Raw genomic sequence first — 17,721 nt, forward strand, 5'->3', positions numbered from 1 at the left:
GGGGTGCCAGCGTATCTGTTCCTCGCCCGGCGACGCAGAGGAGGTCAGGTGTCGACACCGGTGCAGGCACCGGCAGGCCAGCAGCCCGCCGATTCGGCGGGTCGCCGAGCGATCTGGTTGTCCATCGCAGCGCTGGCCATGACGTTCATGTTGCCGCTCGCAGGCCTGGTCATGGCGCTGTTCGCGCTCACGGCCGGGATCCGGGCGATGCCGTTGCTGAAGTCAGCAGGCCGGTCCCCGGGCATCGCCGTGGGCGGCATCACGATCTCCTCGATCGCGCTGGCGCTGTCGGCCATGGCCACGGGGATGCAGCTCTACCTGATGGACGAATATTCGGCCTACCAGGAGTGCATGAAGGGCGCGGGGACCGTTTCCGCGCAGGGCGAGTGCTTCACGCAGTTCAGGGACGCGGCCCAGCGCAAGCTGCCCGCCGACGTGCTGCAGCTGCTCGGAGCCATGCAGCCCTAGCCGGGCACTGGTCAGTCGCGGTCCCAGGCGTACGGGTCGACGTAGATGACGTGGCCGCCCCGGTCGTCCGACTCGTCCACGATGTCCTTGCGGGGCGGGCGGTCGGGCTGCGCCAGCCGCGGGCGGGCCTGGGCCAGCGTCTCGGCCTCGGCTGAGGCGTGCTCGTCCTGCCAGTCGTCCCTGATGACCGGGATCTCCTGCGTGTCGGCCTCGGTGGCGTCCATCCAGTGGCCGGGCAGCGGGCGCGGGTCCGACTCGGCCAGCCCGACCTTGCTCGCCGCCTTGGCGAGGGCGGCCCCGGCCTTGCGTACGGGAGCGGCCGCCTTGTCCAGCGGCGTACGGGCGCGCTTGTTGAGCAGCAGCAGGTTGGCCACGCCCGCGGAGATGCCCGCGGCCACGCCGACCTCGACCGCGACGGAGACCGCCACCTCCCAGGGCGAGGGCCCGATCGTGGCCAGCCGCCCGCCGCCGATGGGCCCGCCGGACAACGCCGCCAGCACCCCCGTCACGACCCCGGTGACGACCCCGCTGAGGAACCCCCACAGCGGCGCCGCCTCATAGGAGGGCGACGGCGAGATCCGGGCCACCATGACCCCCGCGACGGCCCCCGCCGCGAACGGCACCGCCACGACCGCCATCATCCACGCCGGCACGGGCCCGCTCTCGGGCAACGCCCCCAGCAGCGGCAGGCTCGGCACCGTGCCGAGTTGCACCCCCGTGGGCGCGACCAGGGTGTCGGCGCCGATCGCGAACCCGGGCCCGGCGATGTAGGAGGAGGCCCAGACGACGGCGTTGAGCAGGTAGAGGAGCTGCAGCAGCAACAGCAGCACGCCGCCGACGAGCCCCGGCGAGAGCACGTCGGACAGCTCCTTGACCTGCCCGAAGTTCAGCACGACGGCGACCAGCACCAGCGCGAGCCCGGCCACGAGCAGCCCCGCCGTGGCGACCGCCGTGCCGACGGTGAGCGCGCGCACCCGCTCGGGCAGCAGCCGCAGCATCACCCGCCAGGGCCCGATCATCCGCGCCGTGGCCAGCGACCCGGCCAGGAACGCCAGCACGAAGTGGCTGAGCAGCGCCTCGCCGATGAACGGCTGCGTGATCTCGTTGCTCGCCGCGAGCGCGATCAACCCCGCGAGCAGCGCGTACGGCGCCGCCAGCGACACCCCGGCCTGCACGACCACGGCGAGCTGGGCCCGGCGACGGGCCCCGGCCTGCTCCTTGGGGCTGTTCTTCGGCAGCCGGGCGGGCAGCCGCAGCCGCAGGTCGGCATCGCGGGCCATCCACCGCCCTGCGCGGTAGAGGAGCACGGTGGGCAGCATCATCAGCCCCAGCGGCAGCAGCCCGACCCGCCCGCCCTGGATCGCGAACCCGGCGTGGTGCGCGGCCAGCCAGAGCTGCGCCGCCGTGCGGAACACGCCCGGCAGCCCCGTGCCCAGCGTGCCGCGGGGCGCGGCGATCCAGCCGACGAGGGTGAGCGTGGTGAGCGCGGCCAGCCCCACGCCCAGCGTGGCGGCGGCGGCCAGCATCCCCGACACGGGTAGCGGCCGCCTCGTCTCGTCGTCGTCGCCTGAGCTCCCGGGGAGCTTGCCCAGCATCGACCGGGGGGCAGCACGCAACTGGTCGAGAATCGCCGTCACAGTAGGCGATTTTCTCAAGGTTTCCCGACCGGCGCTTGGTTGACGCGCCGCCGCCCATGCACTTTGTGACGTCGAACTACACCTGATTTGTCCCTCGGCCCCGGGCGGGCCACGGAGACGGCCCACGGGGCGCCGTAACGGCGGCCGGCCCCGCGCACCTCGTGACCGTCTCCCTGGACGGGGCCCGGCCACGTGCGGCGGGTGGGTCGCCCGCCGTAAGCGTAAAAGGTGGGGAAGGGAAAGCCCCGTGCGGGAGACTCTCCGCACGGGGCTTCCGGAAACCCGACGATCAACGCGCCTGCATGATCTCGCGCATGAGGCGGGCGGTCTCGGAGGGGGTCTTGCCGACGCGGACGCCGACCTTCTCCAGGGCCTCCTTCTTGGCCTGGGCGGTGCCCGCGGAGCCCGACACGATGGCGCCGGCGTGCCCCATGGTCTTGCCCTCGGGCGCGGTGAAGCCCGCGACGTAGGCCACGACCGGCTTGGTGACGTGCTGCTCGATGTAGGCGGCGGCCCGCTCCTCGGCGTCGCCGCCGATCTCGCCGATCATGACGATCGCGTCGGTGCCCGGGTCGTCCTGGAACGCCTGGAGCGCGTCGATGTGGGTCGTCCCGATGACGGGGTCGCCGCCGATGCCCACAGCGGTCGAGAAGCCGAAGTCACGCAGCTCGTACATCAGCTGGTACGTGAGCGTGCCCGACTTCGAGACCAGGCCGATGCGGCCCGCGGTGGTGATGTCGGCCGGGATGATGCCCGCGTTGGAGGCGCCGGGGGAGGCGATGCCGGGGCAGTTGGGACCGATGATGCGGGTCTTGTTGCCCTTGGAGACGGCGTACGCCCAGAACGCGGTGCTGTCGTGGACCGGGACGCCCTCGGTGATCACCACGCACAGCGGGATCTCGGCGTCGATGGCCTCGATGACCGCGTCCTTGGTGAACGCCGGCGGCACGAACACGACCGACACGTCCGCGCCGGTCTTGTCCATGGCCTCCTTGACCGTCCCGAACACCGGCAGGCCCTCGTGCGTGACGCCGGCCTTGCGGGCGTTCACGCCGCCGACGACACGGGCGCCGGAGGCGAGCATGCGGCGGGTGTGCTTGGTGCCCTCGCCACCGGTCATGCCCTGAACGATGATCTTGCTGTTCTCAGTCAACCAGATGGCCATGGGTCACGCACCTACCGCAGCGAGCTCGGCGGCACGCTTGGCCGCGTCGTCCATCGTGTCTACCAGCTCGACCCGCGGGAGCGCGGCGTCGGCCAGGATCTGCCGCCCGAGCTGGGCGTTGTTGCCGTCGAGGCGGACCACGAGCGGGTGGGTCACGGCCTCCCCGCGGCTCTCCAGCAGCTTGAACGCCGAGACGATGCCGTTGGCGACGGCGTCGCAGGCGGTGATGCCGCCGAAGACGTTCACGAAGATCGACTTGACGCTCGGGTCGGAGAGGATGATCTCCAGGCCCGCGGCCATGACCTCGGCCGAGGCGCCGCCGCCGATGTCGAGGAAGTTCGCGGGGGACGGCTTGCCGGGGAACTGCTCGCCCGCGTACGCCACCACGTCGAGCGTGGACATGACCAGGCCCGCGCCGTTGCCGATGATGCCGACGTCGCCGTCGAGCTTGACGTAGTTGAGGTCCTTCTCCTTGGCCTTGGCCTCGAGGGGGTCCTCGGCCGCCTTGTCGGCCAGCGCCTCGTGGTCGGCCTGGCGGAAGGAGGCGTTGTCGTCGAGCGTGACCTTGCCGTCGAGGGCCTTCACCTGGCCGTCGGCCGACAGGATCATGGGGTTGACCTCGACGAGCGTGGCGTCCTCGTCGACGAAGCAGCACCAGAGCTTCTCGATGAGGTCGGCGGCGCCGTCGAGCGCCTTCTCCGGCAGGCCGCCGGCCACCGCGATCTCGCGGGCCTTCGCGCGGTCGATGCCGGTCAGCGCCGAGACCGGCACCTTGGCGACCTTCTCGGGCGCGGTGTGGGCGACCTCTTCGATGTCCATACCGCCGGCTGCGGAGCAGATGGCGAGGAATGTACGGTTCGCGCGGTCGAGCAGGAAGGAGAAGTAGTACTCCTCCGCGATAGCGCTGGCCTCCTCGACAAGGACCTTGTGGACCGTGTGGCCCTTGATGTCCATGCCGAGGATGGCTTCGGCCTTGGTCACGGCGTCGGCGGCGTCGTCGGCCACCTTGACGCCTCCGGCCTTGCCCCGGCCACCGGTCTTGACCTGGGCCTTGACGACAACGCGGCCGGTCAGCTCCTCGGCGGCCGACCGCGCCTCCTCCACGTTGTGTGCGACGATGCCGCGTGGCACCGGGATGCCGTAGTCGGCGAAGAGCTCCTTCGCCTGATGTTCGAACAGGTCCACGAGGGTCCGTCCTCTTCCGTTTGGTCGCTCACCCTCTGCCGGGTTCGCGCCCTGCTTTTCCGACTGATGTTCGACGCCCCGGGCAACCCGTGCGTGCCGGGCGTTTCCGCCGGTAAAGCCTAGCCCGAAGCTTGACCTACCCAGGTCATGGGGGCATGGTTCTTCCACTCTGTGACGGTCATCTCACTTCTCCAGACCGCCCCTGCACGAAAAGTGCACCGTTTTGGCATCGCCTGCCCCGGTTGTCGATATATGGTCGTGATCTTCTATTGGCAGGCTTCTGCTCCCTCTCCTTTTGAATCGAACGGGGAAATCGTATGAAGCGAATTCTCGCGGGCTTGGCGTTAACCACGGCCGCGGCGCTCGTTACCGTCACACCCGCCGCGCAGGCCGCGCCGGTGGACGCGGTGAAGGCGCTCAAGAAGCAGTTCGTCGCGGGGCACGGGGTGCGGATCTCGGAGGAGACCCGGACGAGCCTCGACGGCAAGAGCCTCGGGACCACCAAGACGAGCGGCACTTTCGAGTTCGGCAAGTCGGGGGTCGTCGCGAGCGACCTCCGGACCCGTACGCCCAGCAGCGACAAGAGCCTTTCTGCCTCTCTCGCCCCGCCGCGCATCATCACGGTCGGCGGCTACAGCTACATCCAGGGCGGGCTGTACAGCGAGGACCTGCCCGAGGGCAAGAAGTGGGTTCGCTACGGCGGCAGTGAGGCGACCGGCGGCACCTTCAACCAGATCCTCGACATCTTCGAGCCGAAGGTGCTGAAGACTCTGGTGTCGAAGGCCAAGAGCTTCAAGGGTGGCACCTACAAGGGCGTCCTGACCTACAGCGAACTGGGCAAGGTCTACGGCCAGAAGGTCACCGGCCTGGTCGGCAAGATAAAGATCGACTACACACTGAAGGTGAACTCCAAGGGCCTGGTCACCACGCTCTCCTCGGGCTGGTCCATGGACTTCGGCGTCCTGGGCAAGACCCGTTCGGTCACCGAGACCCGGTACCTCGGGTGGGGTTCCAAGGTCAAGGTCAAGGCTCCGGCCGAGGACCAGTGGATCGACGTGAAGGACCTCAGCGAGGACAGCGACGTCCCGCAGGAGATCCCGAACAACTCCCTGAACTCGCTCGCCAACTAGTAGCCCTTCCGGCCTCCCCCCGCCCGTTGGGTGGGAGGAGGCTTTCTCTTCTTGGAGGATGCGTATGAAGCGAGTTCTGGCGGCGGCGGTGGCCGCCACGGCCCTGATCACCGCCACCCCGGCCCAGGCGGCGGCGCCTGATCCGGTAAGGGCGCTGCAGAAGCAGTTCGCGCCTGGGCACGGCGTGAAGATCTCCGAGGTTTCCCGGACGGAGTCAAAGGGCGAGAAGTCGCTCACTTTCCGGATGACGGGCGTCTTCGCGTTCGGCGAGTCGGGGGTCGTCGCCTCTGACGTGACCATGCGGGGCAGGTTCACGAAGTCCTCGCCCGAATACACCTTCCGTTTCGTGGTCGTGGACAAGCAGGTCTACGTCCAGGGCGAGGGCTTCGAAAAGGAGATGCCCGAAGGCAAGAGCTGGGTGCGCCTCGGCGACGCGGCCAGGGCAAGCGCCACCTCTCACCCCATCGACATCTTCCGGCCGGCAGCGTTGAAAGGCCTGCTCTCGCACGCGCGGTCCGTCAAGGGCGGCCTCTACAGCGGCTCGCTCACCGCCGGGCAGACGAGGAAGCTCAACGGGGGCAAGGGCGGCACGCCGATGGACTATCGGTTGAGCATCGGCTCCACCGGCCTGCCCAGCCGGTTCCGCACCAGCTCGAAACTCGACCTCGCCGAGTGGGGCCGGCTCGGGGAGACGACCGACACCCGTTACAGCGCCTGGGGTCACAAGGTGACGATCGAGGCTCCGCCGGAGGAGCAGGTGATCGACTCCGAGGACATCGAGAACGCCGAACTCGACGAGCTGATGGAAGAGCTGCAGATCATCCCGAACGAGGCGCTCGCCTCCCGGTAGCCGATCCTCAGCCCGCGCGGGCCAGGTGGGGCTGCTTGGTGTAGTCGGTCAGGCCGATGACGTTCCCCCAGGGGTCGGTGACCTCGACCGTCCAGCCCGTGAACACCTCGAACGGCTCGATCCCCAGCTCATCGGCCGCCGCACGGGCGTCGGGCACCTCCAGCCAGACGCGCATGGAGCCCGGCCCGCCCTCCTGGACCCGTACCAGCAGCCCGGGGGTCTCCTCCCCGATCGCGAACAGCGCCAGCTCCCCCGTCGCGAACTTCTCCTTCAGCCCCAGCACGCCCCCGTAGAACTCCTTGGCCCGCGCCAAGTCTCCGACCCCGACCAGGATGTTGTCGACGCCGAGGATCCTCATGACGCGAGCCTCGGGTGGTCGCGCCAGGCGGGCATCGAGCGCATGTAGGCCCTGGTGTCCTCCTCGGCCTCCGCCCTGGGCCGGCCGGTGCGCTGGGTCTGCCACTGCACCATGCGCTCGAACCGCTCGTCGAAGTCCTGCAGCGTCCCGTCCGGCTTGGAGCACAACCGGCACCACGTGCTGTCCGGATGGCCTGGGGCGTGGTCGTCGGCCGTCCGCATCGGCATCCCGCAGCTTTGACAGGTCACGGCTCGTCCTCTCCTGGGTTCTCGCCTCTGAGGAGCGCCCGGAGCCCGGCGACGAGCCCTTCGCGCTCCTGCGGGGTCATCTGACGTACGGCCCGCGCCAGCAGGTCGTCCTCGAGCACCCGCGGGGAGGCCACCGCGAAGGCCGCCCGCCCTTCGTCCGTGACCCACACGAACACCCGCCGCCGGTCGCGCTCGTCCCTGATCCTGCCCACCAGACCGCGTTCCTCGACCCGGTTGACCAGCTCGGTCGTCGCGGCCTTGGACAGTTGCAGGTGCTCGGCCAGTTCGCTCAGGGTGAGCGGCCCGGCGGCCTGCAAATGGCCGAGCACGGCGTGCATCCTGGCGGTCAACCCGGCCGCGACCGGTCTCTTGGACGCCTTGAACCGCCGGTAGATCGCAGGGTAGAGCCGCGCGACCTCGCGGGCCGCCTCCGCTTCTTCCATTATTTCTTTCGTGTACGAACTGTTCGTGTACGAACTGTACTCCGCCGCAGGGCAGAGGTCTAGCCGAGCCTGGACTCCCGGAGGCTCGCCCATTCGAGCGAGTGCCGGATGCCCTCCTCGACGGAGTAGCGGGCCTGCCAGTCCAGCAGGAGGCGGGCCCGGTCGCTGCGGGTGTAGGCGCCGGCCACGTCACCGGGGCGCGGGTCGGTCTCGACGATCTCGATCGGGCGGTCGACGACGCGGTTGAACGCCTCGACCAGCTCGCGGACGGTGGTGCCCGCGCCGGTGCCCAGGTTGATCACGTCGGCCTCCAGCCCGTCGAACCGCCGCAGGGCCGCCACGTGGGCCGCCGCCAGGTCCCAGACGTGGACGTAGTCGCGGATGCCCGTGCCGTCCCTGGTCGGGTAGCCGGTGCCGGTGATCCGGAAGGGGACGCGGTCCTCGTACGCCTCGATCATCTTGCCGAGGGCGTGGCTGGGACGCCGCAGCTGCAGCCCGGTGCGCATCTCGGGGTCGGCGCCGATCGGGTTGAAGTACCGCAGGGAGAGGATCCTGATCGGACGGCCTGCGGCGATGTCGGCGAACATGGCCTCGCAGACCGCCTTGGTCCGCGCGTACGGGCTCTGGGGGTCGAGAGGGGAGTCCTCGTTCACCGTGTGGTCGTCGCCCGTACGGTAGATGGACGCGGAGGAGCTGAAGATCATCCGGGTGCAGCCGTTGCGGATCAGGTGGTCGACGAACTCGAGGCTCTTGGTGACGTTCGCGCGGTAGTAGCCGATGGGGTCGGCGACGGAGTCCGGCACCACGATGAGCGCGGCGCAGTGGACGACAGCCTCAATATCCGGATATTCGGCAAATATCTTGTCAATCAGTGGGCCGTCGCTGATATCCCCCTCATAGAACGGCCGCCCCTTCGCGAACTCGCGCCTGCCCGTGACGAGGTTGTCGAGAATGACGGGCTCGATCCCGGCATCGAGGCACGCCGAGGCGACCGTGCTCCCGATATATCCCGCCCCGCCAGTAATCAATACACGCATCCCAGCACCGTACCTAGAGACTGAGCATGAGTTGTATATGCACTGCGCGGTCAGCTCACGCTTGCGGGCCGCCCAGGTGCCGGCACAGTGCTCCAGCCCGTCGGCGCACCTGGTTTCAGGTCGGCGGAGGCCAGCGCGCCCCCCGACCAGGCGCAACACCGTGTCGTCGTCGGGGGTGAGGTGCTTGAGCCGGTCGCGGACAGCGACGCCGGACGGACCGGGCACATGAAGGCGAGGACGATCGGGCGCAGCTCAGCCATGTTCGACGACCTCCGCCGTGATGCCGGCGTGCTCCATGGCCGACCGACGGCCGAGCGAGGGCTACGCCCCAAACCCCCGGACCGCTCCTATGACCGACCTCGCCACCGCGCCGCAGGAGTCCCACAGCCATCAGCGCGGACACGCCCCGGCACCACAGCCGAACTCGCCACCGCACCCCGACCACATCGTCTGGGCTTGTTGGTCCTGGCGTTGCCGTGCAACATTCCTGATATGGGCAGAGATGTGCCAAGCGTCGTCTTCAGCCGGGACGACCGACGGAAATATCGGGAAAAGGTGTATAGATGCCTCGACGTCTTCGCCCAGATGTTGCGCGAGTCCCGGTTTGAGGATGAGCGCCCCCTCGCCGGCCTGGAGATCGAGCTCAACATCGTGGACGCGTACGGCGAGGCTGCCATGCGCAACGCCCAGGTGCTCGCCGCGATCGAGCAGCCGGACTGGGCGACGGAGCTGGGACAGTTCAACATCGAGATCAACATCGAACCGCAGGAGCTGGGCGGCGACGGCGCGCTCCGCCTGGAGAACGACGTCAGGGTGCGGCTCAACCACGCCGAGGAGCGCGCCCGCTCCCAGGACGGCCACCTCGTACTGATCGGCATCCTGCCCACGCTGCGCGAGCAGGACATCAGCGAGGGCACGCTCTCCGCGAACCCCCGCTACCGCCTGCTCAACGAGCAGATCTTCGCGGCTCGCGGGGAGGACCTGCACCTGTCCATCGAGGGCGTCGAGCGCCTGGACACCCACGCGGACAGCCTCGCCCCCGAGGCCGCGTGCACGAGCGTGCAGCTGCATCTGCAGGTCAGTCCCGACGCGTTCGCCTCGCACTGGAACGCGGCCCAGGCCATCGCCGGGCCTCAGGTGGCGGTGGCGGCCAATTCGCCGTACCTGTTCGGCAAGGAGCTGCACCGCGAGACCAGGATCACGCTGTTCGAGCAGGCCACGGACACGCGACCCGTCGAGCTGAAGGCGCAGGGCGTGCGGCCGAGGGTGTGGTTCGGGGAGCGGTGGATCACGAGCGTCTTCGACCTGTTCGAGGAGAACGTTCGCTATTACCCGGCCCTGCTACCCCTGTGCGAGGACGAGGACCCCCGCACCGAGCTCGAACAGGGCCGCATCCCCCACCTCCACGAGCTGACCCTGCACAACGGCACGATCTACCGCTGGAACCGGCCGGTGTACGCGGTGGTGGACGGGGTGCCGCACCTGCGCGTCGAGAACCGCGTGCTGCCCGCCGGACCCACCGTGGCCGACATCGCGGCCAACGCGGCGTTCTACTACGGGTTGATGCGCATGCTGCCGTACGCCGAGCGGCCGATCTGGAGCCAGATGTCGTTCCAGGCGGCGGAGGACAACCTCGGCGCGGCGGCCCGGCACGGGCTGGACGCGCGGATGTACTGGCCGGGCATGGGCGAGGTGCCGGCGGCCGAGCTGATCCTGCGCCGCCTGCTGCCCATGGCGCGCGAGGGGCTGGCCGGCTGGGGTGTGGACGGTCCCGTGGCGGACCGGCTGCTCGGCATCATCGAGGGGCGCTGCCTGACCGGCCGTACGGGAGCGAGCTGGCAGGCGGAACGCGTACGCGCGCATGAAAGGATCTCCGGGGACCGCCACGAGGCGTTGCGGTCCATGACGCTCGAGTACATCGAGCGGATGCACACCAATGACCCCGTGCACACTTGGGACGTGTGAACCCCGTGAAGCGCATCCTGGCACTCGCCCTGGTCCTCCTGTCCGTCGGCGCCTGCGGCCTCACCAGGCCGTCCTCCATGGACACCGAGGGGGCCGACTCGTTCGAGGACGACGTGCGTACCGCCCGCACGCTGGCGGAGGCGTTCTGGACGCAGCAGTTCCAGCAGAGCGGCCGGACTTATCGGCCTGTCGCCGACTTCGTCCCCTACTCCGGCAGCTCCGGACCCAGCTGCGGCAACCAGCCCGCCGTCCCGAACAACGCCTTCTACTGCCCCGTCGGCCACTTCATCGCCTTTGACCAGACATGGATGGAGTCGCTCTGGAACGAGATGGGCGACGGGTCGGTCTATGTGATCATTCCCCACGAGTTCGGGCACGCGATCCAGGCCCAGCTGAACACGAACTTCCAGCTCAACGTACAAATGGAGCTCCAGGCCGACTGCTACGCGGGCGGGACCCTCTCGGCGCTCGTGAGCTCGGGCACGCTCCAGGCACAGCAGGGCGACGAGGACGAACTGCTCCTGAGCCTGGAAGCGGCGGGCGACCCGACCGACGACTGGCTCAACCCATCGGCACACGGGACGGCCGAACAGCGCCAGGCGTCGTTCGCGACCGGCTACCGGAACGGCGTGAACGCCTGCTGACCACCCGCCCACCCCACCCCGGAATCCGCACCACCCCCGGAATCCGCACCACCTCGGAACCCACACCACGCGAGGACCCGCACCATCCGATGACCCGCGCCACCCGGAAACCCACACCCACCTCGGGACCCACACCACCCAGGGACCCGCACCACGCGGGACCCACACCCACCCCAGAACCCGCACCACCCAGAGACTCACACCACCCGGGCCTCGGGCTGACCGGGACCCGGGCTGACCGGGGGCGTACGGGAGGGGCGCGGATCGGACTCCGGGATGTATACGCGGGTCAACCCAGAGGATGATGTATCTGATCATGCCCACGCTCTACCGTTGACCCATGCAACTGGAGGAGATCGGCTGGCTGCGAAGGGGTGCGTGCAGATCCAGCGACCCTGACCTCTTCTTCCCCCTCGCCCCCACCCCCTTGCAGGAGGCCCGCGCCAAAGCGGTCTGCGCGCGCTGCCAGGTCATCGAGGAGTGCCGCGAGTACGCGTTACGCTCGGGCGAGTCGGAGGGCATCTGGGGCGGCCTGACCCCGGAGGAGCGCCGTCGCAGTCGCTTCCCCACCGGCTGGCGCCGCCCGGCCGCCTCCTGACGTCGAGCGATCGAGGTGGGCCCGACGTGATGAGCCCGACGTGGATCCGACATGGACCCGACGTGGGCCCGACGTGATGAGCCTGACGCGATGAGGAAGAGGTGGGCGGGCGGGAAGGCCGCGACGTAGCCTGGCAAGGGTGTTGCTCCGCTCTATCGCGATCCTCGCCGCAGCCAACGTCCTGAACAACAAGGTCGCCCCCCGCCTGGCCCCCTTGACCTCGGCCGCCGCGACCGCCGCCCTGGTCGCGACGGCCCGCAGGTCCGGTCTGTCGTGGCAGGAGCTCGGGTTCGAGCACGGCCGGCGTGGCGCCGTGGCGGGAGGCGCGCTGGCGGCGGCGGTCGCGGCCGTCTACATCGCCGGCATCGCGCACCCCCGCACCAGGCCGCTCTTCCACGACGAGCGCGCCCTGTCGCTCTCGCGCGCCCGCGTCCTGGAGGAGGCCCTGCTCCAGGTCCCGATGGGTACGGTTTTGCTGGAGGAGGTGGGCTTCCGGGGCGCCCTGTACGCGATGCTGCGCAAGAGTCACGGCACGGTGGCCGCCACGGCGGTCTCGTCGTCCCTGTTCGGCCTCTGGCACATCCTCCCGGCCATCGACATGGCCCGCGCCAACCCCGCCCTCGGCGCCCTGACGGCGGCCGAGACCACCGCCCACCTGGACACCGCGCGGGTGGTGGCGGGAAGCGTGGCGTCCACGGCGGCGGCCGGGGTGCTGTTCTGCGAGCTCCGGCGCCGCTACGGCCTCCTGACCCCCGCCATGCTGCACCTGGCCACCAACTCCTTCGGCTACCTCTTCGCCCGCCTCGCCGCCAAGCGAAAGTGACTGAACGTGAGCATTTCCGGCACGCCAGCGGATCTTCGACCGGCCGAGGATGAGGATTATCAACCCGGAGGAGAAAGATCCTTTACCTCTCGATGGATCGTTCCAGACACTTCCCATCTCGATGCTTTAACGTCTCCAGGGCGTACTTCCCAGGCCCGCACGATGCCGGGAATGCGTATATCAAGATCACGAGCTCTGATATACGATGGAGGACACGGAGGTGGTGTTGCATGCGTACCGTAATCGACATCGACAAGGACCTACTGGAGGTCGCCCAGCACGAGTTGGGGACTTCGACCATGAAGGAGACGGTCAACGCGGCCCTGGAGGAAATCGCCGAACGGGCAAAGCGCCGCGAAGCATTCGAATACTGGCGCACCCGGGACAATTCCGATCTCCTGGATCCGGAGATCATGAAGCATGCGTGGTAGCCACGGGCGTGGTCTACCTCATCGACAAGAGCGCGCTGGCGCGCATGCCGCATCCGGCGGTCCACCGCGCGCTGGAGCACCTCATCCTCGACAAGATGCTGGCCATCTGCGAGGTCACACAGCTCGAGGTCCTCTTCAGCGCGCGTGACCCGGCGGGCTACGAGCGCGACGCCCACTACCTGCGCGAAGGCTTCCGCCTCCTGTCGATCCACGAGAAGGAGGTGGCCGCCCGGGCGCTGGACGTCCAGGCCATCCTCGCGCGCAGGTCGCACCACCGGGCCGTCGGGCCGAGCGATCTGCTGATCGCCGCCTGTGCCGAGGTGCACGGGGCGACGATCCTGCATTACGACCGGGACTTCGACATCATCTCCGAGGCCACCGGTCAGCCCTCGCTCTGGGTCGTGTCCCCAGGCTCCGTGCCCTAGGAAGGGCTCAGCCCGTGGGCACGACCTGGAAGGCCTCCGCGTAGTGGTCCGCGCCGAAGCCGGCCTGTTCGGCCCAGGCGGCGAAGCGGGTCCTGACGAAGTCGGCGAAGCCTTCCACGTGGGCGACCTGGCTCACATGTGACTGCAAGGCCGCGAGCTTGCGGTCCATGGCCTCGGTGATGTCCACCCAGTGGTCGGGGGTCGAGCCGCCCGTCAGCCACACCTCACGTACGGTCCACGCCTCCAGGCCCTCGTCCCGCAGCAGCTCCGGGAAGGCGTAGGGGTTGCGGGCGTCCGGGTAGACGGCGTCCAGGGCGGAGCCGCCCACCGCGCGGTGGTCGGGGTGGCTGGGCGCGACGTTGCGGTAGTTGCGATCGGGGTGGTGGGTGATGACCAGGTCCGGCCGGACCTGGCGGATCACGCGGGCGATGTCGCGCCGCAGCTCGATCGAGGGCACCACGAGCCCGTCCTTGTAGCCGAGGAAACGCACGTCCGTGACGCCGACCGCCTTGGCGGCGGCCCGCTGCTCGGTCCTGCGGAGCTCGGCCATGCCGGAGTTGTCCAGAGTGCGTTCGTTGCCACCCGCGTCACCATCCGTGGCCAGCAGGTACGTGACCTCGACGCCCTTGTCGACGAACAGCGCCACGCTGCCCGCCGCACCGAAATCGACGTCGTCTGGGTGTGCGGTCACCACGAGGACCCGATTGATCTCGGCTTCCGGCAGCATGACTCCCCTTTCTGATGCTTTACGAAAAGGACAACCCGCCCCCTGCCGACGGCATTCCGGGCGCCGATTGTCGGTGGGGAGTCTTAACCTAGGTAGGTGCCGACCCAAGTCTCTGTTGACCACCCTCTGCTCGACGGTCTCAACCCTCAGCAGCGCGAGGCCGTGATCCATCATGGCAGTCCGCTGCTCATCGTGGCGGGGGCGGGCTCCGGGAAGACGCGGGTGCTCACGCATCGCATCGCGTACCTGCTGGCCGAGCGGGAGGTGCACCCGGGCGAGATCCTGGCGATCACCTTCACCAACAAGGCCGCCCGCGAGATGAAGGAGCGCATCGACAAGCTGGTCGGGCCTCGGTCCAGGGCGATGTGGGTGATGACGTTCCACAGCGCCTGCATGCGCATCCTGCGGCGGGAGGCCAAGCGGCTGGGGTTCCCGTCGAGCTTCTCGATCTACGACCAGGCCGACTCGCAGCGGCTCATGGCCATGGTCTGCAGGGAGATGGAGCTCGATCCGAAGCGTTACCCGCCGCGCTCGTTCTCGGCCCAGGTCAGCAACTTCAAGAACGAGCTGATCGACTACGAGACCGCGCTCGACAGGGCGGGCTCGCATCTGGAGAAGACGCTGGCGGAGGCGTACAAGGCCTATCAGCTCAAGCTGACCGAGGCCGGCGCGATGGACTTCGACGACATCATCATGAACACGGTGACGTTGTTCCAGCTCTTCCCCGACGTGGCCGAGCACTACCGGATGCGGTTCAGGCACGTGCTGGTCGACGAATACCAGGACACCAACCACGCCCAGTACATCCTGATCAGGGAGCTGGTCGGGCACCCCGAGCTGCGCACGACCGACGGCGAGCTGGTCCGGTCGGGCGCCGACATGTCCGAGCTGTGCGTGGTGGGCGACGCCGACCAGTCCATCTACGCCTTCCGCGGCGCGACGATCCGCAACATCCTGGAGTTCGAGCGCGACTACCCCGACGCGCGCACCATCCTGCTGGAGCAGAACTACCGCTCCACCCAGAACATTCTGGCCGCCGCCAACGCGGTCATCGCGCGCAACGAGTCGCGCAAGCCCAAGAACCTCTGGTCCGACCAGGGCGACGGGCCCAAGATCGTCGGGTACGTCGCCGACAACGAGCACGACGAGGCCATGTTCGTGGCCCAGGAGGTCGACCGGCTCAGCGACGAGGAAGAAGTCCGGCCGGGCGAGGTCGCCGTCTTCTACCGGACCAACGCGGCCTCCCGGGTGTTCGAGGAGATCTTCATCCGCACCGGGCTGCCGTACAAGGTGGTCGGGGGCGTGCGCTTCTACGAGCGCAAGGAGGTCAAGGACCTGCTGGCCTACCTGCGCGTGCTGGCCAACCCGGCCGACGTGGTGTCGCTGCGCCGCATCCTCAACGTGCCCAAGCGCGGCATCGGCGACCGCGCCGAGGCGATGGTCGAGGCGCTGTCGACGCGCGAGCGCATCTCGTTCTGGGACGCCCTGCGCAGGGCCGACGAGGCGTACGGGATGGCCACGCGCTCGCTCAACGCGGTACGCGAGTTCGTCGCGCTGGTCGAGGAGCTGATCGCCAAGGCGGCGGGGATGCCGCCGTCGGCACTGGCCGAGGAGGTGCTGGTGGCCACCGGCTACCGCGCCGAGCTGGAGGTGTCGGAGGACCCGCAGGACGAGTCCCGCCTGGAAAACCTCAACGAGCTCATCTCCGTCGCCTCCGAGTTCGAGGAGGCCAACCCGGAGGGGACGCTGGTGGAGTTCCTGGAGCAGGTGTCGCTCGTGGCCGACGCCGACCAGATCCCCGACGCCGACGGCGGGCAGGGGGTCGTCACGCTGATGACCCTGCACACGGCCAAGGGGCTGGAGTTCCCCGTCGTCTTCCTGACGGCCATGGAGGACGGGGTGTTCCCGCACATCCGCTCGCTCGGGGAGCCCAAGGAGCTGGAGGAGGAGCGGCGGCTGGCGTACGTGGGGATCACCCGGGCGCAGAAGCGGCTCTACCTCACGCGGGCGGCCGTGCGCAGCTCCTGGGGGGCGCCGTCGTTCAACCCGGCCTCGCGGTTCGTGAACGAGGTGCCGGGACAGCTCATCGACTGGCGTACGGATCCGGAGAAGTCCGCCTGGAGCGCGGCCACCCGCAAGGAGCCGGCCGCCCGCCCCGCGCCGGCCAAGAGCGGCGGGCGGAAGGTGCCTTCGCTGGCGCCCGGCGACCGGGTGACGCATGACGCGTTCGGGCTGGGCACGGTGGTGTCGGTGGACGGGGTGGCGGAGAAGACCAAGGTCAAGATCGACTTTGGGAGCGGCGGGGAGAAGACGCTGCTGCTGGTCTACGCGCCCATCGAAAAGCTCTGACGCTGTCTGCGGGCCTGAGGGCCTGAGGGCCGCTCCCCTTGGGGGGGCGGCCCTTCTTGGGTCAGCCCTTCAGCGCGCTGCCCTTCTTCCACTGGGTCCAGTTCAGCTGCCAGTAGCTCCAGCCGTTGTTCCACTGGAGCTTGCGCTTCGTACCGGTGATCTTGACGACGTCGCCGCGCTGGGCGATGCCGAAGAACCACTTGGCCCCGGCGGGGGTGGCCCGCACGCAGCCGTGGCTCTGGTTGGAGCGGCCGAGGAACTGGTAGTAGCCGGCGCTCTGGTGGACGTACTCACCGCTGTCGGAGATGCGGACCGCCCACGGGATCTCCTCCTTGTAGTAGCGCGGATCCTTGGGATCCGTCACGCCCATCCAGGAGGAGGTCATGGTCTCCATGGCCGTCTTGCCCATGGTGAGGTGAACGCCGCTGGTGGTGAGGTAGACGTCCACACCGTTCCTGATCAGCCCGCCCCTGCCTGCGCTGATCGGGATCTTCTTGGCCAGCTTGCCGTCGCGGTAGACCTTCATCTGGTGGGAACGGGTGTTGACCACGGAGATCTGCGACGTGCCGACGGCGAAGCGACGGGAGACGTCCTTGGCACCGGTGTTGCCGGGGAGCTGCGACAGGCGAGCGGTGAAGAGGACCTTCTGGTGAGGCTTCCAGTACGTCTTCGTCCGGTAGATGACCTTGCGCTTCGAGACCCAGCGCCAGGCGCCGTCGACCGGCTTCTCCGCTTCCACCTCCAGCAGCGCTTCCACGGCCGCCGGGTTCTTCACGTCGCGGTCGAACGTGACGATGATGGGGAAGCCGACGCCTACCTTCTCCGACTTCTCCCCCATCGGGGTTATGTCGGCGATATCGAGCTTGACCTTCTTCTCCGGGGCCGGGGTGTTCACCGGGGCCGTGACGCCCGACGCGCCGGCGGCCCGGACCACCGAGACTTGCTGCGTTTGCGGGACGTGGACGCTCTCCGCCGCACAGGCCGTCACGGCGGCCAGTGCGACCAGGGCCGACAGCATCCGGGGGACGCGATTCAAGGGGGCTACTCCTGGGCTGGGTGCTTTTTCTCCTTTATGTGTGACAACTGAGGCGGGAGTTTTGTGGGCACATCCGTGATAACTATCACGTAACGTTCCAAACCTGGCACGGGTGAACACCCGCCCCAGGGGGAAACGGCGCGCGCGGCGGGGGGTGCCGGGTGCCGGGTGCCGGGTGCCGGGTGCCGGGTGCCGGGTGCCG

Annotated in this window: 19 protein-coding genes; 10 read left to right on the forward strand and 9 right to left on the reverse strand. The window is 68.9% G+C overall.

Translation table 11 applies throughout. The annotated features are described in order from the left end of the window. Positions 1–48: 48 nt before the first annotated feature. The gene (locus ACIBQ1_RS17900; protein WP_397278716.1) at positions 49–468 is read left to right on the forward strand and encodes a hypothetical protein; all 420 of its coding nucleotides are present in this window, start codon (positions 49–51) and stop codon (positions 466–468) included. Positions 469–479: 11 nt separating this feature from the next. Here ACIBQ1_RS17900 and ACIBQ1_RS17905 read toward each other — a convergent pair whose 3' ends face one another. The 3 genes from ACIBQ1_RS17905 to sucC form a co-directional block, all read right to left on the reverse strand. After that, positions 480–2,105: a DUF6350 family protein gene (locus ACIBQ1_RS17905; protein WP_397278718.1), complete on the reverse strand. Its 1,626-nt coding sequence runs from the start codon at positions 2,103–2,105 to the stop codon at positions 480–482. A gap of 289 nt (positions 2,106–2,394) precedes the next feature. Then, positions 2,395–3,270 carry a succinate--CoA ligase subunit alpha gene (gene sucD / locus ACIBQ1_RS17910; protein WP_397278720.1) on the reverse strand — a complete coding sequence of 292 codons (876 nt, stop codon included), beginning with the start codon at positions 3,268–3,270 and terminating at the stop codon, positions 2,395–2,397. Positions 3,271–3,273: 3 nt separating this feature from the next. Continuing rightward, on the reverse strand, positions 3,274–4,455 hold the full coding sequence (gene sucC / locus ACIBQ1_RS17915; protein ID WP_397278722.1) for an ADP-forming succinate--CoA ligase subunit beta: 1,182 nt from the start codon (positions 4,453–4,455) through the stop codon (positions 3,274–3,276). Between the two features lie 317 nt (positions 4,456–4,772). Between sucC and ACIBQ1_RS17920 the strand changes: the two genes are divergently transcribed. Both ACIBQ1_RS17920 and ACIBQ1_RS17925 read left to right on the forward strand, forming a co-directional pair. Continuing rightward, complete coding sequence (locus ACIBQ1_RS17920; RefSeq protein ID WP_397278724.1) at positions 4,773–5,585, forward strand: hypothetical protein; 813 nt, start codon at positions 4,773–4,775, stop codon at positions 5,583–5,585. Positions 5,586–5,649: 64 nt separating this feature from the next. Next, positions 5,650–6,435 carry a hypothetical protein gene (locus ACIBQ1_RS17925; protein ID WP_397278726.1) on the forward strand — a complete coding sequence of 262 codons (786 nt, stop codon included), beginning with the start codon at positions 5,650–5,652 and terminating at the stop codon, positions 6,433–6,435. Between the two features lie 7 nt (positions 6,436–6,442). Here ACIBQ1_RS17925 and ACIBQ1_RS17930 read toward each other — a convergent pair whose 3' ends face one another. Genes ACIBQ1_RS17930 through galE form a run of 4 tightly spaced genes read right to left on the reverse strand, consistent with a single transcriptional unit; the run spans position 6,443 to position 8,521 of the window. Continuing rightward, on the reverse strand, positions 6,443–6,793 hold the full coding sequence (locus ACIBQ1_RS17930; RefSeq protein WP_397278728.1) for a VOC family protein: 351 nt from the start codon (positions 6,791–6,793) through the stop codon (positions 6,443–6,445). Further along, positions 6,790–7,041 (reverse strand): zinc ribbon domain-containing protein, encoded by a 252-nt coding sequence (locus ACIBQ1_RS17935; protein ID WP_397278730.1) that lies wholly within the window; start codon positions 7,039–7,041, stop codon positions 6,790–6,792. Before ACIBQ1_RS17935 ends, ACIBQ1_RS17930 begins: the two co-directional genes overlap by 4 nt. Next, positions 7,038–7,484 (reverse strand): MarR family winged helix-turn-helix transcriptional regulator, encoded by a 447-nt coding sequence (locus ACIBQ1_RS17940; RefSeq protein WP_397278731.1) that lies wholly within the window; start codon positions 7,482–7,484, stop codon positions 7,038–7,040. The genes ACIBQ1_RS17935 and ACIBQ1_RS17940 overlap by 4 nt, the downstream gene beginning before the upstream one ends. 59 nt (positions 7,485–7,543) lie before the next feature. Beyond that, positions 7,544–8,521, reverse strand: coding sequence for a UDP-glucose 4-epimerase GalE (gene galE, locus ACIBQ1_RS17945; protein ID WP_397278732.1), 978 nt, complete (start codon positions 8,519–8,521; stop codon positions 7,544–7,546). Positions 8,522–9,076: 555 nt separating this feature from the next. Here galE and ACIBQ1_RS17950 point away from each other — a divergent pair. The 6 genes from ACIBQ1_RS17950 to ACIBQ1_RS17975 all read left to right on the forward strand — a co-directional run bounded on the left by ACIBQ1_RS17950 (position 9,077) and on the right by ACIBQ1_RS17975 (position 13,407). Continuing rightward, positions 9,077–10,486, forward strand: coding sequence for a glutamate--cysteine ligase (locus ACIBQ1_RS17950; protein ID WP_397278734.1), 1,410 nt, complete (start codon positions 9,077–9,079; stop codon positions 10,484–10,486). Beyond that, positions 10,483–11,130, forward strand: a complete 648-nt coding sequence (locus ACIBQ1_RS17955; RefSeq protein WP_397278736.1) for a neutral zinc metallopeptidase — start codon at positions 10,483–10,485, stop codon at positions 11,128–11,130. Before ACIBQ1_RS17950 ends, ACIBQ1_RS17955 begins: the two co-directional genes overlap by 4 nt. Before the next feature lie 340 nt (positions 11,131–11,470). Continuing rightward, positions 11,471–11,728, forward strand: a complete 258-nt coding sequence (locus ACIBQ1_RS17960; RefSeq protein ID WP_397278737.1) for a WhiB family transcriptional regulator — start codon at positions 11,471–11,473, stop codon at positions 11,726–11,728. 139 nt (positions 11,729–11,867) lie between these two features. Continuing rightward, entirely contained in the window at positions 11,868–12,551 is a 684-nt protein-coding gene (locus ACIBQ1_RS17965; RefSeq protein WP_397278739.1) for a lysostaphin resistance A-like protein, read from the forward strand. 230 nt (positions 12,552–12,781) lie between these two features. After that, entirely contained in the window at positions 12,782–12,982 is a 201-nt protein-coding gene (locus ACIBQ1_RS17970; protein ID WP_394493192.1) for a type II toxin-antitoxin system VapB family antitoxin, read from the forward strand. After that, positions 12,976–13,407 carry a PIN domain nuclease gene (locus ACIBQ1_RS17975; RefSeq protein ID WP_397278741.1) on the forward strand — a complete coding sequence of 144 codons (432 nt, stop codon included), beginning with the start codon at positions 12,976–12,978 and terminating at the stop codon, positions 13,405–13,407. Before ACIBQ1_RS17970 ends, ACIBQ1_RS17975 begins: the two co-directional genes overlap by 7 nt. Before the next feature lie 7 nt (positions 13,408–13,414). On the opposite strand, the gene ACIBQ1_RS17980 is transcribed toward ACIBQ1_RS17975, so the two are convergent. Further along, positions 13,415–14,134: a PIG-L deacetylase family protein gene (locus tag ACIBQ1_RS17980; protein ID WP_397278743.1), complete on the reverse strand. Its 720-nt coding sequence runs from the start codon at positions 14,132–14,134 to the stop codon at positions 13,415–13,417. Positions 14,135–14,260: 126 nt separating this feature from the next. Between ACIBQ1_RS17980 and pcrA the strand changes: the two genes are divergently transcribed. Then, positions 14,261–16,483, forward strand: coding sequence for a DNA helicase PcrA (gene pcrA, locus ACIBQ1_RS17985; RefSeq protein WP_397279110.1), 2,223 nt, complete (start codon positions 14,261–14,263; stop codon positions 16,481–16,483). Between the two features lie 61 nt (positions 16,484–16,544). Here pcrA and ACIBQ1_RS17990 read toward each other — a convergent pair whose 3' ends face one another. Further along, positions 16,545–17,519, reverse strand: coding sequence for a L,D-transpeptidase (locus ACIBQ1_RS17990; protein ID WP_397278745.1), 975 nt, complete (start codon positions 17,517–17,519; stop codon positions 16,545–16,547). Between the last annotated feature and the right edge of the window lie 202 nt (positions 17,520–17,721).

Source organism: Nonomuraea sp. NPDC050153, assembly GCF_044460125.1.
GTDB lineage: Bacteria > Actinomycetota > Actinomycetes > Streptosporangiales > Streptosporangiaceae > Nonomuraea.

What these genes read in the sequence shown, in the direction of transcription:
- sucD (WP_397278720.1), bottom strand. Translation starts at nt 3,270, where the DNA reads ATGGCCATCTGGTTGACTGAGAACAGCAAGATCATCGTTCAGGGCATG.
- ACIBQ1_RS17920 (WP_397278724.1), top strand. Translation starts at nt 4,773, where the DNA reads ATGAAGCGAATTCTCGCGGGCTTGGCGTTAACCACGGCCGCGGCGCTC.
- ACIBQ1_RS17925 (WP_397278726.1), top strand. Translation starts at nt 5,650, where the DNA reads ATGAAGCGAGTTCTGGCGGCGGCGGTGGCCGCCACGGCCCTGATCACC.
- ACIBQ1_RS17930 (WP_397278728.1), bottom strand. Translation starts at nt 6,793, where the DNA reads ATGAGGATCCTCGGCGTCGACAACATCCTGGTCGGGGTCGGAGACTTG.
- ACIBQ1_RS17940 (WP_397278731.1), bottom strand. Translation starts at nt 7,484, where the DNA reads ATGGAAGAAGCGGAGGCGGCCCGCGAGGTCGCGCGGCTCTACCCTGCG.
- galE (WP_397278732.1), bottom strand. Translation starts at nt 8,521, where the DNA reads ATGCGTGTATTGATTACTGGCGGGGCGGGATATATCGGGAGCACGGTC.
- ACIBQ1_RS17960 (WP_397278737.1), top strand. Translation starts at nt 11,471, where the DNA reads ATGCAACTGGAGGAGATCGGCTGGCTGCGAAGGGGTGCGTGCAGATCC.
- ACIBQ1_RS17970 (WP_394493192.1), top strand. Translation starts at nt 12,782, where the DNA reads ATGCGTACCGTAATCGACATCGACAAGGACCTACTGGAGGTCGCCCAG.
- ACIBQ1_RS17980 (WP_397278743.1), bottom strand. Translation starts at nt 14,134, where the DNA reads ATGCTGCCGGAAGCCGAGATCAATCGGGTCCTCGTGGTGACCGCACAC.